General features: G+C 42.9%; 18 protein-coding genes. 14 read left to right on the top strand and 4 right to left on the bottom strand.

Annotated elements, in window-relative coordinates; genetic code table 11:
• Nucleotides 1-40 precede the first annotated feature (40 nt).
• From ACF8FD_RS06835 to ACF8FD_RS06820, 4 genes are all read left to right on the top strand, one after another.
• Nucleotides 41-1,417 carry a C13 family peptidase gene (locus tag ACF8FD_RS06835; protein ID WP_281963692.1) on the top strand — a complete coding sequence of 459 codons (1,377 nt, stop codon included), beginning with the start codon at nt 41-43 and terminating at the stop codon, nt 1,415-1,417.
• Between the two features lie 23 nt (nt 1,418-1,440).
• Entirely contained in the window at nt 1,441-2,277 is an 837-nt protein-coding gene (gene fghA, locus ACF8FD_RS06830) for an S-formylglutathione hydrolase (RefSeq protein ID WP_281963693.1), read from the top strand.
• A 126-nt stretch (nt 2,278-2,403) separates the two neighbouring features.
• Entirely contained in the window at nt 2,404-3,513 is a 1,110-nt protein-coding gene (locus ACF8FD_RS06825) for a YjgN family protein (protein WP_281963694.1), read from the top strand.
• Nucleotides 3,514-3,523: 10 nt separating this feature from the next.
• Nucleotides 3,524-4,579 carry a M48 family metallopeptidase gene (locus tag ACF8FD_RS06820; protein ID WP_281963695.1) on the top strand — a complete coding sequence of 352 codons (1,056 nt, stop codon included), beginning with the start codon at nt 3,524-3,526 and terminating at the stop codon, nt 4,577-4,579.
• Between the two features lie 17 nt (nt 4,580-4,596).
• Here the strand turns inward: ACF8FD_RS06820 and ACF8FD_RS06815 are convergent, their stop codons facing one another.
• Nucleotides 4,597-4,872, bottom strand: a complete 276-nt coding sequence (locus ACF8FD_RS06815; RefSeq protein ID WP_281963696.1) for a DUF2218 domain-containing protein — start codon at nt 4,870-4,872, stop codon at nt 4,597-4,599.
• 178 nt (nt 4,873-5,050) lie between these two features.
• Between ACF8FD_RS06815 and rpe the strand changes: the two genes are divergently transcribed.
• The 9 genes from rpe (at nt 5,051) to ACF8FD_RS06770 (ending at nt 11,994) form a co-directional block, all read left to right on the top strand.
• Nucleotides 5,051-5,737 carry a ribulose-phosphate 3-epimerase gene (gene rpe / locus ACF8FD_RS06810; protein WP_281963697.1) on the top strand — a complete coding sequence of 229 codons (687 nt, stop codon included), beginning with the start codon at nt 5,051-5,053 and terminating at the stop codon, nt 5,735-5,737.
• A 431-nt stretch (nt 5,738-6,168) separates the two neighbouring features.
• The gene (locus ACF8FD_RS06805; RefSeq protein WP_205667083.1) at nt 6,169-6,642 is read left to right on the top strand and encodes a hypothetical protein; all 474 of its coding nucleotides are present in this window, start codon (nt 6,169-6,171) and stop codon (nt 6,640-6,642) included.
• 45 nt (nt 6,643-6,687) lie between these two features.
• On the top strand, nt 6,688-8,556 hold the full coding sequence (locus tag ACF8FD_RS06800) for a copper resistance system multicopper oxidase (RefSeq protein ID WP_205667082.1): 1,869 nt from the start codon (nt 6,688-6,690) through the stop codon (nt 8,554-8,556).
• The gene (locus ACF8FD_RS06795) at nt 8,543-8,836 is read left to right on the top strand and encodes a hypothetical protein (protein WP_205667081.1); all 294 of its coding nucleotides are present in this window, start codon (nt 8,543-8,545) and stop codon (nt 8,834-8,836) included. Before ACF8FD_RS06800 ends, ACF8FD_RS06795 begins: the two co-directional genes overlap by 14 nt.
• A complete protein-coding gene (locus tag ACF8FD_RS06790; protein WP_205667080.1) occupies nt 8,823-9,749 on the top strand; it encodes a copper resistance protein B in 927 nt (308 codons plus the stop codon). The genes ACF8FD_RS06795 and ACF8FD_RS06790 overlap by 14 nt, the downstream gene beginning before the upstream one ends.
• A 233-nt stretch (nt 9,750-9,982) precedes the next feature.
• On the top strand, nt 9,983-10,300 hold the full coding sequence (sugE, locus tag ACF8FD_RS06785; protein ID WP_005400191.1) for a quaternary ammonium compound efflux SMR transporter SugE: 318 nt from the start codon (nt 9,983-9,985) through the stop codon (nt 10,298-10,300).
• A gap of 82 nt (nt 10,301-10,382) precedes the next feature.
• The gene (gene sugE, locus ACF8FD_RS06780; RefSeq protein WP_010325989.1) at nt 10,383-10,700 is read left to right on the top strand and encodes a quaternary ammonium compound efflux SMR transporter SugE; all 318 of its coding nucleotides are present in this window, start codon (nt 10,383-10,385) and stop codon (nt 10,698-10,700) included.
• A gap of 33 nt (nt 10,701-10,733) precedes the next feature.
• Nucleotides 10,734-11,219, top strand: a complete 486-nt coding sequence (locus ACF8FD_RS06775; RefSeq protein WP_205667079.1) for a methylated-DNA--[protein]-cysteine S-methyltransferase — start codon at nt 10,734-10,736, stop codon at nt 11,217-11,219.
• Between the two features lie 121 nt (nt 11,220-11,340).
• Complete coding sequence (locus ACF8FD_RS06770; protein WP_392453282.1) at nt 11,341-11,994, top strand: nuclease-related domain-containing protein; 654 nt, start codon at nt 11,341-11,343, stop codon at nt 11,992-11,994.
• A 115-nt stretch (nt 11,995-12,109) separates the two neighbouring features.
• Here the strand turns inward: ACF8FD_RS06770 and ACF8FD_RS06765 are convergent, their stop codons facing one another.
• Nucleotides 12,110-12,877: a hydroxymethylpyrimidine/phosphomethylpyrimidine kinase gene (locus ACF8FD_RS06765; protein WP_062034173.1), complete on the bottom strand. Its 768-nt coding sequence runs from the start codon at nt 12,875-12,877 to the stop codon at nt 12,110-12,112.
• 93 nt (nt 12,878-12,970) lie between these two features.
• Here ACF8FD_RS06765 and ACF8FD_RS06760 point away from each other — a divergent pair, with 93 nt between their 5' ends.
• Nucleotides 12,971-13,615, top strand: a complete 645-nt coding sequence (locus tag ACF8FD_RS06760) for an HAD-IA family hydrolase (protein ID WP_205667078.1) — start codon at nt 12,971-12,973, stop codon at nt 13,613-13,615.
• Nucleotides 13,616-13,711: 96 nt separating this feature from the next.
• On the opposite strand, the gene ACF8FD_RS06755 is transcribed toward ACF8FD_RS06760, so the two are convergent.
• Both ACF8FD_RS06755 and ACF8FD_RS06750 read right to left on the bottom strand, forming a co-directional pair.
• Nucleotides 13,712-14,455 carry a sporulation protein gene (locus tag ACF8FD_RS06755; RefSeq protein WP_205667077.1) on the bottom strand — a complete coding sequence of 248 codons (744 nt, stop codon included), beginning with the start codon at nt 14,453-14,455 and terminating at the stop codon, nt 13,712-13,714.
• A gap of 84 nt (nt 14,456-14,539) precedes the next feature.
• Complete coding sequence (locus ACF8FD_RS06750) at nt 14,540-15,004, bottom strand: Lrp/AsnC ligand binding domain-containing protein (RefSeq protein WP_114837148.1); 465 nt, start codon at nt 15,002-15,004, stop codon at nt 14,540-14,542.
• Between the last annotated feature and the right edge of the window lie 20 nt (nt 15,005-15,024).

Genomic DNA, 15,024 nt, shown 5'->3' with positions numbered 1-15,024 from the left:
TAGTGTGTCCCTACGCAAGTCACAATTTAATTAGAATCTTATGATCGACTTCAAACCCTCCATCAACTTTTGGCATGATTTTAAAAGCAACCAAACTGCGGGGATGTGGTTGTTTCTAGGTTCACGACGCTCTTTGCAAATTGTCCATCCTTCGATTATGCAGCTCATCTTTTGGGGGATTTTAGGTGGCTCAGCCAATACTTTATTTAGCTGGTTGAGCGCAGGAGAGATCGGTGACTTTAACCCACAAGGTTTGGTCAGTTATGCACTTTGGCCTTTTATTGCCCTGATTGTCGGGATTTTTCTGTCTCAACGGGTGAATAATCCGCGTTTGATGTTGGTACCAGCACTCCTTTGGTTGGTATTGGATACGCATATCGCGTTATTACAAAGTTTTATTCAATATTTGGGCATGATTGATGTCCTGCCGTATTTCTTCTACGACTACCTGCCGAATGTGTTCATGGTACTGTTTGTTTGGCAGAGTTTGGCGGTGGTTTGGGTGTTTTCACGTGAACTGAAATGGCCTTGGTGGGAGCGTGCTCTGATTGTCTTGGCTACGCTGTTTACCCTTGTGGTTTGGCAAATGTCAGTGACCAGTCAGCCGATTTGGAAGGTAGAAGAAACGCCACCAACCTTTGCAGAAGATGCCTTCTATGCACAAAGTCGTTTACTGAATAAAGCACTAGACTCTGTGCAATATGGCGAATTTGCCCAGTCACATTGGTACTTCCTTGGTGTGGCAGGAGCGAGTTATCAAGATGTATTCCGTTCGGAAGTCGAGCGAATAAAAGAACAGTTCGACACGCGTTTTGGTACGTTGGGCCGTTCGATGGTGTTGGTGAATAACCCTGCTACACGAACAGAAATTCCGATTGCCTCTAAACACAGTATTGAAATGGCACTGCGTCGTATGGGACAGCAGATGAACCGTGAAAGCGATGTGTTATTTTTATATATGACTTCGCATGGTTTACCGAACCAGTTCGAAATGGAAAATGCACCTTTAGACTTAACTCAGGTCGACCCGAAATGGTTACGTGAAACCTTAGATGCATCGGGCATTCGCTGGCGTGTGATTGTGATTTCATCGTGTTTCTCTGGGAGTTTTGTGCCTGCACTGCAAAATGATAATACCTTGATCATTACTGCTTCAGCGGCAGACCGTCAGTCTTTTGGGTGTACCAATGAAGCCGATTATACTTATTTTGGTCGGGCGTTTTTCGATCAAGCAATGCGTGAACAAAACAGTATAGAAACTGCTTTTAGCCAAGCACAAAAAACCGTGAGCCAATGGGAAACAGCACAAGGTTTTGAACCGTCTGAACCACAGTGGTCGATGGGTAAAAATATGGAGCTGATGCTCCCACAACTTGAACAGCGCTTGTTTCCACCTAAAGCTGTTACAAGCCCTTAATTTGGATCTAAAAAGGAACCCTGATGGAATTAGTACAATCTAACCGTAGTTTTGATGGTGAACAGCGTATTTATCGATTTAATTCCATCAGCCTTCAAGGCGAGAGCAGGTTTGGTATTTATTTACCCGCTCAAGCGTTAGCAGGGCAAGCGTGTCCAACATTATTTTATTTGGCAGGTTTAACCTGTACCGAAGAAACCTTTGCCATTAAAGCGCACGCACAGCGTTTAGCAGCACAGCTAGGTCTGATTTTGGTAACGCCTGATACTTCGCCTCGTGGTGAACAGGTTGCGCAAGGTGATCATTGGGATATTGGGCAAGGGGCAGGTTTTTATATTAATGCCACTCAAGCGCCGTGGGCCGAGCATTTCCAGATGGAAAGCTATGTCGCTGAAGAGTTGTATGATTTAGTGATTCAGCAATTTGCTGTACAAGCTGAGCGTATTGGGATTTTCGGGCACAGCATGGGTGGGCATGGTGCTTTAACCTTGGCCTTGAAATATCCTGAGAAATTTAAGTCTGTGTCTGCATTTGCTCCGATTTGCGCACCAAGCCAATGTCCTTGGGGCGAAAAAGCGTTTTCCAACTATTTAGGTTCAGATCAAGCTGAGTGGTTGAAACACGATGCAACCGCTTTGGTGCAAACAAAAACAGCTCATTTTGCCGATATTTTAATTGATCAGGGTTTGAGTGATCAGTTTTATAGCCAGCTCAATCCTGCATTATTTCAGCAAGCCTGTCAGGCTGCGGGCCAGCCACTGACGCTGCGCGAACATGCAGGCTATGACCATGGTTATTACTTTATTCAAAGTTTTATTGATGATCACCTGCAGTTTCATGCCGTACAGCTCGAATCTTAAATCTTGATTTGTCATATTTATTCTTAATTTTTGACTAGAAATCATCCAGCACTGGCATTAACATGGTTGTGTGATTGATTTTTTGTTCTTAAAAAATAAAACAGTAAAATAATAGATAGGGTATACATGCAAAATTCAGAGGCATCTTTGCCACCTGTAGAGGCTTCTTTTGAAGCAAGCTGGCCACCTCCACCAGCCGTTCCCACGGAAGAGCCAAACGCCTATTTGGGACAGACCTTTCGTTTCCAATTCCGTGGTAATGCCCGAGAGTACTTTGGCATTTGGATTGTGAATATCTTATTGACCATTGTTACCTTCAGTTTATATGCACCTTGGGCGAAGGTTAGACGTTTACGCTATTTTTATGGCAACACAGTGTTTTATCGCCGCAAGTTTGACTTTACGGGTGTACCTACACGTATCTTGATTGGTCGAATTATTGCATTGGGCGTGTACTTTGGTGCTTCAGCTTTGGCTCAGGTATCTTGGCAAGCTTCTTTAATTGGTTTCCTCATCATATTTCTACTTGTACCGTGGTTGGTACGTTCTACTATTCGCTTTCGTGCCAGAAATAGTAAATTTGGCAATAGCCGCTTTTATTTTACAGGCACGACTAAAGAAGCCTATATCTTGGCGCTGAAAGGCATTTTGATTTACATCTTTACTCTCGGGATCTTTTTCCCAGTGCTGTTTTGGTATTTTAAAAAATACACGCTGGATAATTTACAACTCGGGCAGTTACGTTTTGAGCTACATGCCGATTGGCCTGACTATATGCGTGCCATGTACGTCCCTGTGTTTTTGTTTATTGGAATCGTGTTTGTTTTAGGATTATTCGTTGCCTTCACTCTTCAAGTGGGGAGCAGTTCTCCAACCCAGTTTGGGATCATCGTGGCGGTGATTTATATGATTGCTGCTTTTATGATTTGGCCGCTGATGATGGCGCGTATTTTTATTACCACATGGAATAAAGCCACGTTGGGGCGTAGCCCTTTCCAAACGGACTGTGGTCAGATGCATTATGCATGGATCGTGATGACCAACTGGATTTTAAAAATCCTCTCGCTCGGTTTGTTATCGGCATGGGCTGCGGTACGTTTATATCAGTATCAAATTGAGTCATTAACTTTAACCCTAAAAAATGATCCAGATCATATGTACAATTTGGCTCAAGATGACCCGAATGCGATAGCTGAAGAGCTGAGTGATATTTTTGACATCGATATTTCGCTGTAACGAGGCTTAAATGCAGGAACAAAACATCACCTTTTATGATGGGCAGATTTCTAAGCCTTATCTAGCCACGATTGCACCGATTGATAGCGAAACGGTCTTGATCTGTTATAACCAACAGCAGCGTCGTTATTACTATGCAGATATGCAGTTGATTGGGGCATTGGGGCAGATACAACCTGTGATTGAGTTGAAAGATGATGCAAGGATTGAATTTCCACAAGCATTGCCTGACTGGTTTGAGCTGAACAAAAAGCATGTACAGCATTCGATTTGGAAATTAGAGCGTTCACCAAGTCTCATCTTATTTAGTGTGGTGTTTGTTGCCGCTTTTATCTTCGCCATTTTAAGATGGGGCATTCCAAGCGCAGCACATTATGTTGCGATGCAACTGCCTGCCGATACCATCTATAAACTCGGCGATGAAGCGCAAGAACAAGTGTTTAAGCTGACGGCACCTTCGACTGTCCCTCCTGCACGTCAAAAACAAATCATACAAAGCTATCAAGACCTTGTTGCCAATGGGCAACCTGCCAAAGTACTGTTTCGTGCAGGCGGACAAATTGGAACGAATGCTTTAGCGCTGCCAAACAACACCATTATTCTGACCGATGAACTTGTCAACCTTGCCAAAGATGATCATGAAATTATTGGCGTTTTAGCACATGAGCAAGGGCACTTGGTCGAGCGACATAGCCTCCAGCAAGCCTTATCCAGTTTAGGTTTTAGTGTGCTGTTGATTGCGGTGACGGGGGACAGTTCGGCCTTATTTACAACTCTGCCTGTGGCTTTGGTTGGTGCCAGTTATTCACGCAATTTTGAAAGTGATGCGGACTTGTATGCCATGCAAGTGTTGGATAAAAACCATATCTCCAGCTTACATTTGGCAAACTTTTTAGCGCGTATGGAAGATGATGCACGTGCCGAAGAGGAAGGAAAGCAGCCGCAAGGGAAGTCCGAAGAAGAGGAGGAAGGAGGCATTGGTTCATTTTTCCAAAGTCACCCTGCGACCCAAGAGCGTATTGCGGCAATTCGCCAATTTAACCAACAGCAACGCTTATCAAACTAATTCATTCAGCCGCTGACTTAAACTTGTGTCCATGTTGCCGTGAGTGGCGTTTGTCCCATACGGATCAGGTGGTCTAAGACTACGTGCTCTAAGTGACTCAGTTTCTCTTCACTCGCCTCAATGCTGACATGTAAATGTTCGGCTTGAGGGCCTAACTGTACGCGGGCTTCAGGCATGATAATGGTAAAACTACTGGGTTCTTGTTCGATTTCAAACTTATGTTTCCAGTGATTTACCAGTCGTTTTGCAATTCGAGCCGCATCTGTCGTGACAATATCCACAGTACTTTTCATATTTACCTCGTCGATTGATCTCTTACCATAACAGTTTCAAGTCAAATGAAAAGTTGAATGTTGCAACGCTACGTTGCAAATTTAGAAAGCTTAACGCTTTCTTTTTTCACAAGTCCCAGTTCAAAAGCTGAATTTGCTATAATGCCTTTATTCCCTTATGTATAAGCCAGGTACACGCATGTCCAAGCCTTATTTAATTGCACCATCTATTCTCTCTGCTGACTTTGCCCGTTTAGGTGAAGACGTTGAACATGTACTTGCAGCAGGTGCAGACGTGGTTCACTTTGATGTGATGGATAACCACTATGTGCCAAACCTGACTTTTGGTGCGGGTATTTGTAAGGCACTCAAGAACTACGGCATTAAAGCCCCGATTGATGTGCATTTGATGGTTAAACCTGTCGATCGCATGATTGGTGACTTCTTAGAAGCAGGCGCGGACATTATTACCTTTCATCCAGAAGCCTCTGACCATATTGACCGTTCTTTACAGTTGATTAAATCAGGCGGTGCAAAAGCGGGTCTAGTATTTAACCCAGCAACGCCGTTACATTATTTAGATTATGTGCTCGATAAAGTCGATCAAGTTTTGCTGATGAGTGTGAACCCAGGTTTCGGTGGTCAAAAATTTATTCCGATGACTTTAGACAAACTGCGTGAAGCACGCAAAATTATTGATGCTTCAGGGCGTGATATACGCTTAGAAGTGGATGGTGGTGTGACGCCTGCAAATATTCGCGAGATTGCAGAAGCGGGTGCAGATATGTTTGTTGCGGGTTCAGCTATTTTCGGAAAACCAGATTATAAAGCTGTGATTGATGATATGCGTGCGGAGCTTGCAAAAGTGGGTGCGGTAAAGGTTTAAGCTCGCAGGTATAAATACCATGCATTCTGTGGATAACTTTATGGATAAAGTGGTGGATATCTATGTTGATAACGATATGGATAACTTGATTAATATTCAAACGTTTACACAGCAATGGTTTAGTATTTAGACGTTAAATGTATAAAAAGGACTCATTTTAGTCCTTTTTTATGCTGTGAAAGCCTGATTGTTACTGATGATTTATTCATCTGTACTTAAAAATAGCGCTGTTTAAAAAATAACTTTATTGTTTAAGTCTACTGAGGTGCTAAACCGTCGCAGTAATTGAATTTAAATTTATAATCTTGTGTATAAGCCATTCTTTGCTTATCCTGTTGATTGGGATCAGCAACAAAAGGTTAGGCATTTACATGCAAAGAGCGTTTTGTTGCGTTTAAATATCATTCTTCACTGACTAAATAGGATTGATTGTGCGTTCATTGCTCAAGACACATTCTTGGTTTGTCTTACTCATTACCTTGGTAATGGGGTGGAGTGGTATTACCCAAGCTTCGGCAGCGCCGGTGCATCAAATGATGCAGCTCAGTATGCAGGCTGCAACCAGTGAGCAAAGTTCAGCGTATGAAGCAGGTATGCAAAGCATGCTCGACTGTCATCAAACGAAGTCATCGAGTCCAGTCTCTGGACATCAAATGCATATGGCTCAGACCGACATAACAGCGAAGAGCAACTGTCATGCTTCGGATATGCTGCAAAATAAGCAAGTTCAGTGTCAGGAGTGTGCACAGTATCACTGCCAAACAACGCTGACACTTTTAGAGGCTGAACTGCTTGCAGTGGTTCAGCTTGAAGCCGCTTTAGCACAATCATCCCCCCATTTTCGTTATCAAGCTCAACATCTAGTGGGCTATTGGCAAGAAATTCTACGTCCTCCCAAAGCCTAATCCTGATTTTTAAAACTTTATTTTTAAAATTATTAGGATTTAGTCATGTCTATTCAATTTAAACAAAGCCTCATCCTTGGGGTGTGTCTGATGTCATCTTCTTGGAGCTTTGCCGCAGTCAAAGAATACCAATTGGTGATTGATGAAAGTCCCGTCAATTTAACCGGCAAGTCGCTCAAGCGGATTAGTGTCAACGGACAGTTTCCAGCTCCCTTGCTTGAATTTGAGGAGGGCGATGATGCGGTCATTCGGGTTAAAAACAACCTCAAAAAACAGGATTCATCGATCCACTGGCATGGTTTGCTTTTGCCTGGGCTGATGGATGGTGTACCCGGTTTTAACGGGTTTAATGGTATTCAGCCGAAGAGCGAATTTGTCTATAAGTTCAAAGTGCGCCAAAGTGGCACCTATTGGTACCATGCGCATTCTAAAGGACAGGAACAAGATGGGCTGTATGGTGCATTGGTCATTTATCCCAAAGACAAAAAGCCTTTAGCTCAGCATGAAAAAGCAGAGCGTGACTATGTGGTGATGCTGTCGGACTTCCATGAGCAGAGCAGTGAACAAATTCAGAAGAATTTGAAGATTTCTGCAGAATATTATCAAAATCAGCGTGAAACCGTTGCTGACGTGTGGAAACAAGTACAGCGCGAGGGCTTAAAAGCCGCGTGGCAAGACCGTTCCATGTGGAACCAAATGCGCATGCTAAAAACGGATCTGTCCGATGTTACGGGTTATACCTTCCTCATTAATGGTAAAACCCCTGAACAAAACTGGACAGGTCTGTTTAAGCCAAATGAAAAAGTTCGTTTACGGTTTATCAATGCCTCAGCCATGTCTTTTTTTGATATCCGTATTCCTAATCTAAAAATGACCGTAGTCAGTGCAGATGGTCAACCCGTCAAACCCGTTCCCGTGGATGAGTTTCGGATTGGAACGGCTGAAACTTATGATGTGATTGTGGAGCCGAAAGCAGGGCATTATCAAATTGAAGCAGAGTCGATTGATCGCTCAGGTTACGCGATCGGAACTTTGCATAATGAGTTGACCCCAATGGCACAGAGCATACATATGCCCGCGCCACGTCCACGCTCATTGTTGACCATGGAAGATATGGGGCACGGCTCAGAACATTCAGATATGGATCATTCACAGATGAACCATGAAACAATGCCTGAAATGGATCACTCAAAGATGAATCATGAAACAATGCCTGCAATGGATCATACGAAAATGAATCATGCGGCGATGGCTGGTATGGATCATTCAAAGATGAATCATGAGACCATGTCTGAGATGGATCATACACAGATGGGTCATGCGCAACAGAACACGACAGCAAGTTCGGTACAGAAAGCTGTTACACCAGTGTATGGTTGGGCGAATGCCTCTACCCCTAAAGGTGATAAGGCATTGCAATATAGCGATCTGAAATCTTTAGCGCCTCAAAAAGATACCCGTGAGGCGACGAGCGAGTTAGTGATTCGTTTGGGTGGAACCATGGAGCGCTATTTGTGGACCATCAACGGGAAAAAGTTTAGCGACGCTGAACCGTTGAAAGTGAAGTACGGTGAGCGTATTCGGATCAAATTTATCAATGACAGCATGATGGCGCATCCGATGCATTTGCACGGTATGTTTATGCAACTGGAAAATGGACAAGCCGCGGTTGATATGCCGAATAAGCACACTTTGATTGTACCACCGGGCAAAACAGTGACCGCTTTGCTGACCGCAGATGAGTTAGGCGAATGGGCCATTCACTGTCATCTACTTTACCACATGAGCTCAGGCATGATGAATAAACTGATTGTGGCTAATGTGAGTGATAGTCAAGTGTCCACAACCCCAATTCAAGAGCAAAAAACAGCAGCTCAAGCTGAACCAAAAGGAGATGAACATGCGCATCACTAATCTTTTTTCAGGTTTTGCCCTAGCTGTTAGTGTCTTATTGAGTTCGTTAGCGATGGCTGCTGAATCTCATGCACAGCATGAAAAACAAAAAGCCAAATCTACAAGCCAAGTTCAGTCCAAAGATATGGCACATGAGCATCATCAGCATAGTGCCGATGAGCATACTCAGATGCTGAAACAGAAAAATGCGGTTGGTCTGCCTTCATCGGAGAAGCAAGCTCAGACTCAACCAAGCAAACAGTCGAAGGCTCAGAAAGGAGATCATCATGTACACCATTAATCTTTTTTCTAAAAGCATAGTGAGTAGTTCTTTCGTGTTGATGAGTGCTGCGGTTATGGCGCATGAAGGGCATCATATGCCTGCTGAAGCAAATGCAAATATGTTCATGACAACTGAGTCCGTGATGTCACAACATGCACAGCATCAGGCGATGACCACTCCAACTCAAGCTGTTCCACAGACTAGCGCACAACATGTACAGCAGATCAATCATGATTCAACAGCACATACGCATGATCACCGCAAAGAGCACGGTGCGCAAATTTATGCGGTCACTACGGTCGATAACAAATGGTTGCTGAATGAAGAAGGCGATGGTGGTTTAAAGTCTGAGTTTGAAACCCGTATCGGGACAGATGAAAATAAGTTGTTTATCAAAGTACATGCGGATAAGCAGGAAGCGCATAAGGCTGAGTATGATGCCAAAGTGCTGTATAGCCGTATGATTTCAGACTTTTGGGATGTACAGGCGGGTGCACGTTACCGAGCTGAAAAAGTGGAGCATGAACAGCAGGGATGGGATACGGAAGAAAAAGTGGATGGGGTGCTTGGCTTACATGGTTTAGCGCCGTATTTCTTTGAAACTGATGCTTACGTATATGCTGGTGCAGACAACTATGCTGCGTTTAGTTTAGAAACTGAGCGGGACTTGTTACTGACCCAAAAGCTGATTTTCAAGCCTTATTTAGATATGAGTATTATTTTCAGTGATGACTCTAAATATGCCAAAAAATCAGGCCTTAGTAATGCAGCTGTCGGTCTTGAAACACGCTATGAGATCAGCAAAAAAGTCATGCCTTATGTGGACATTGCCTATGAATATAGCAAAGGCAATGAAGCGACGGCTTGGCAGGCTGAAAGTGACGAAGAGAAAGGTTGGCAGTACGGAATGGGTCTCCGCTTTAAATTTTAAGCAAGAAGTTTAGATTTAAAGTGAATATCTAAGATTGCACCAAGGTTGTGCTGAAAGAGTGATCTGCTGGTTCAGATCACTCTTTTTTGCGCTTTAATGATTTCTAAGTGTGAAAATAATTCATTTTGGTGCGCTCTTTGCTATAATTTGAGGCATATTTAGGAGGAACGACCTCCCTCATATTGAGAAAATTCGTCAGGACGGCCTGACTCTAGTGAAGAGGAGTCAGTAGCATGGCTTGGGTTTTTCTGATCTTTGCGGGTCTGTTTGAAATCGTTTGGGCATATTCAATGAAGCTGTCTGAAGGGTTTAGCAAACTTACACCCAGCATCATTACCATTGTGTTCATGATTTTAAGTTTTGGTTTACTGGCCTATGCAATGCGAACCTTGCCGCTAGGGACCGCGTATACCATTTGGACAGGAATTGGTGCGATTGGATCTTTCTTGGTGGGGATTTTTATTTTAGGTGAGCCAGCAACGGCTATGCGGATGTTTGCTGCGGTGCTGATTGTATCGGGCCTGATTTTGATGAAACTCTCATCAAGCTAAATTCATTCAAATATGTAGAGCTTCAAGCGATCCTTCGTTTGAAGCTTTGTTGTTTCTGCTCTATGTAAAAGGTGTGTGACGTATGGCGTGGGTGATTTTAATAGTTGCAGGTTTGCTCGAAGTGGTTTGGGCTTATGCAATGAAAGTATCGGATGGTTTTACTAAACTGACGCCGAGTATTTTGACCCTTGTATTTATGGTGGCCAGTTTTGCGCTGCTGTCTTATGCCATGAAGACCTTACCTTTGGGCACTGCCTATACCGTTTGGACAGGGATCGGCGCGATTGGTTCATTTTTGGTTGGTATTTTGATTTTGGGTGAACCTGCTAATGCCATGCGGATGCTCGCAGCGGTTTTAATCATTTCTGGGCTTGTACTGATGAAACTTTCATCGTCATAATGTTGCATACATAGACAATTTTTGTGGTGAACCATGCGCTTATTTTTTAAATATATGCCATCTCCTGTCGGGATATTGAGACTGGTGGCACATGATCAAGCCTTGGTTGCCGTATTGTGGGAAAATGAAAACCCAAAACGGGTACGTTTAGCTGAGCTGATCGAACACAATCAGCATCCGATTTTGTTGGAAACAGAGAAACAGTTGAGCGAGTATTTTGCGGCAAAGCGTCAGAATTTTGATTTGCCTTTGGATTTTGCGGGGACAGATTTCCAGAAGCAAGTTTGGCAGGCTTTATTGCAAATTCCGTTTGGTGAAACTCGAAGCTATAAAGATATTGCGTTAGAGATTGGCAATGTAAAAGCCGTTCGTGCTGTGGGCGCAGCCAATGGTAAAAATCCGATTTCAATTATTGCGCCGTGTCATCGGGTGGTAGGTGCGAATGGAAAATTGGTCGGCTTTGCAGGTGGTCTGGACAATAAAGATATTTTACTCAAGCTTGAGAAAATTGCGGATTAAGCTCGTTTTCGGAGTTTTTAAGCTTGTTTTTTTATTTTAATAATTTAAAAATCAGTACTTTGTCTTTTAATCTGTATTCTTTTAAAGAATCGTGTCTTTAACTCAAATAACGATGAATAATATGATAAGTCAAATTGTGGGGAATGTGTTTTCAGAGCTGTGGTGGATGCTACTGATCTTGTTCGGGATTGGTCTTTTAAAAGTGTTTAAGCCCTATCTGAAAGGAAAATTCGGCGAGTTCGCAGTTCAAGCGCATGTAAAATTATATTTGGATGAGCGTTATACTTTAATTAACGATGTGACTTTGCCTGATGAGCAGGGCGGAACGACTCAAATTGACCATATTGTATTGAGCCCCTTTGGTGTTTTTGTGATTGAAACCAAAAACTATAAGGGATGGATTTTTGGTGGTGAACGACAAAAGATGTGGACGCAGAAAATTTATAAAAAGAGCTTTAAATTTCAAAATCCGCTGCATCAAAATTATAAACACGTCAAAGTACTGCAAAGTGTGTTGCAAGATATTGTCGATGTAGATTATATCCATTCTGCTGTGGTGTTTATGCCTGAATGCGAGTTCAAAACTGCAATGCCCAGTACGGTATTTAGAGGTAAAGCATGGGTCGATTATATTAAGACCTTTAAAACAGAAGTGATTCCAGCGATGAAACTGAAACGGATTCAGCTTCGGATTGAAAAAGAAGTGTTAGAAAAGTCATGGAAAACCAACCGTGAGCATGTCGCACATTTAAAACAACGCCATCAAGATGGTTAAATACTCCATTTCAAAGCTGACTCATTCATTTTGTGCCGAAAATAAAATCTAGAATTTAAAAAAAGCCAGTCCATGAAGAAATGGACTGGCTTTTACCTTTGCAGTTTTTTCTAACTTAAAAACGCTTTGGAATTTTTTGACCGCCTTCAACAGGTGTTTCTGCCTGTTTTAATACACCAAAGAGCCATGTTTCGGCATGATGTACTGCGACTTTAACACTGTCACCTTGCGCCAAACGACCTGCAATAAAACTCGCCAGCGAACAACCTGAACCGTGATATTCGCCTGCTAAACGCGGGCAGCGAGTTTCAGAAATGAGCTCGCCATTCACAAACAGGGCATTACGAATATAGTCAGGTGTGTCTTCATGACCACCTTTGACCAGTACCGCTTTGGCACCCATTTCAAACAGTTTTTGTGTCGCGGCGTCTAAGTCATCGAGACCCGTTAACGCCCGTAATTCAACTGTATTTGGGGTAATAATGTCCGCCAATGGGATCAGTTCAACAAAAGCTTTGACCAAGGTGGCTTGATCACCCAGTGAACCTCCACTGTTGGCCACCAAAACAGGGTCGAGCACATAATTGTACTCAGGATGTTCACGTAGAAACTCAGCCAGTGCTGCAATATTATCTGTGGTGCCTAACATGCCAGATTTTACGGCTTTAATCGGTAAATCACCGACAACAGCGTGCGCCTGAGCTAACAGCAATTCTTTTGACGTCGCTTCAAAGCCAAACACTTGTTGCGAGTTTTGAACAGTGAGTGCTGTACACGCAATGGCTGCATGCGCACCACTTTGACCAATCGCTTCGATATCGGCCTGTAAACCAGCACCACCTGAAGGGTCTAAACCAGAAAAGCACAGTACGGTTGCGCGCACAGAAATATCCTTGTTGCGAAAATTTGCGATAGTATAGGCAACTTTAGCAGAACTCTCGATAGTATTTTATTTAAAGCCCAAGAAGGATCAGCTGTGATTAAACATATTTTGCTAGATTTAGATGGAACATTAACAGATCCGAAAGTTGGCATTACCACCAGTGCGCGTTATGGCTTAAACAAAGTCGGACACCCCATTGCTGAAGATCTAAACATTGACTGGATTATTGGGCCACCACTAAAAGCATCTTTGGCAAAACTCTTAAATGTTACAGTGGACGATGTTTTGGCAGAGCAAGCTTTATTGGGCTATCGTGAGCGTTTTGCGGTGAAAGGTTTATATGAAAACCATTTATTTGCCGATGTTGAACCGACCTTAAAAAAACTGACCGAGCAGGGCTATCACTTATATTTGGCGACAGCAAAACCAGAAGTCTATGCCCGTCAAATCTTAGAGCATTTCAATTTACTGCAATACTTCGTGCATCCTTATGGCAGTGAGCTGAACGGTGAGCGGACCAATAAGGGAGAGTTGATTGCTTATATTTTAGAAAAAGAGCAGTTAAAAGCGGAAGAGTGTCTGATGGTTGGTGATCGTGAGCATGACATTTTGGGTGCACGTCGCAACGGCATTGAAACCATTGCGGTGGAATACGGTTATGGTTCTGATCAAGAGTTGACGGAAGCAGCACCTAAAGCACGAATTAAAACCTTTGCCGATATCTTGGACTTGATTTAACGCAGATAGGATTTAATGCGGACAGGATTTAAAGAACGTCTTTTCGGCTGCGCACGACTTTTCTATATTGAAATAGTCGTGCGCAGGGATTAAAAATTAAAGTCCTAACATTCGTCTAATTTCATTTGCTAACAGTGCAGGATTGACCTGTTGATGGGGAATGGTAAGGCTGTTGAAGCCATCACCACGAAATTTACGATCCACTTCCAAAAGCACATGGGTTTGATGTTGCTCTGCCACAAAGGACACTTCAACTTCATTGATGCTGTTGAACAATTGCGTAGGTTTAAATTCAAGTTCTTGATAACAACCAATGCTCGAGTGGAAGCCGTTGCCACGTAGTTGGCCTTTTTCAACATCGACGGTCATCAACTGAAAACCGCATTGCTGCATGGCTTGAATAAATGCCTGCATGCTTGGTGTCGGTAAAATCTGTAAATAGTCTTTATCCGTTGCATCGAGCCCCCAGTCCACATCTAAATGCGTATGTAACCACACTCGGGTTTTATTGATGCGGCAAGGCACATCTGTAACTGGTGTTTCAAAGGGCAGTTGAATTGAAAAAGGAAATGCATGTGACTGATGGGCTTGTAACTCAAAAGCCCCGCTAATGTGCCATTCAGCAATACTTAACGCGCTATTGTATTCAGCATCATCTGACTCAACCTCGGCTATGGTCATGAGCTTTAAATAAATACCGTTGATAATTTTATTAGACGCGGCACCTTTAAAAATAACCTCACCCTGAATGGCTTGACCCGCTTGTGGTGCGGTGGTGTGTAGACGAGTATCCACTTGAATGCCTTGTAAGCCAAGACTAGACATGAGTTTGTTAAACATGGTGCAGAACTTCCAATAGGGAATCGATAGATTTTAAACATTTAAAGTGAATGCATTTTTAAGATGCATATTTTTAATAAGCTGTTAGCGAATGTCCAAATAAAAACTTTCTTTGACTTCTTCCATCACAATATAACTGTGCGATGATGCTGAAGAGGGCAGTTTTTTTAGTAAATCACCCAATAGGCATCGGTAAGCACTCATTTCTTTTAAACGGGCTTTGACTAAATAATCGAATTCACCTGAAATCAGATGGCATTCTAAAACTTCAGGGATTTCGACCAAGTCACGTGCCACTTGATCAAACACATCGCCAGACTTGGCCGACAGCTTAATCTCTAAAAACACCAATAAGTTTCGATCGACCAGTTGTGGATTGAGGCGTGCGTAGTAACCCATGATAATACCGTCGCGCTCTAAGCGTTTGACACGTTCCGAACACGGTGTGGTTGAGAGGTTAACGCGAGAGGCCAATTCACTAATCGCAATTCGTCCATCATGCTGCAAAATGTCTAAAATCTGCTGATCAATCCGATCTAATTTACGCATTATAAATTTCCTATGTTTAG

Origin of the sequence: Acinetobacter sp. TYF_19, from assembly GCF_043105125.1 — a bacterium.
Taxonomy (GTDB): domain Bacteria; phylum Pseudomonadota; class Gammaproteobacteria; order Pseudomonadales; family Moraxellaceae; genus Acinetobacter; species Acinetobacter johnsonii.
This window is presented reverse-complemented; position numbering and strand designations above follow the sequence as displayed.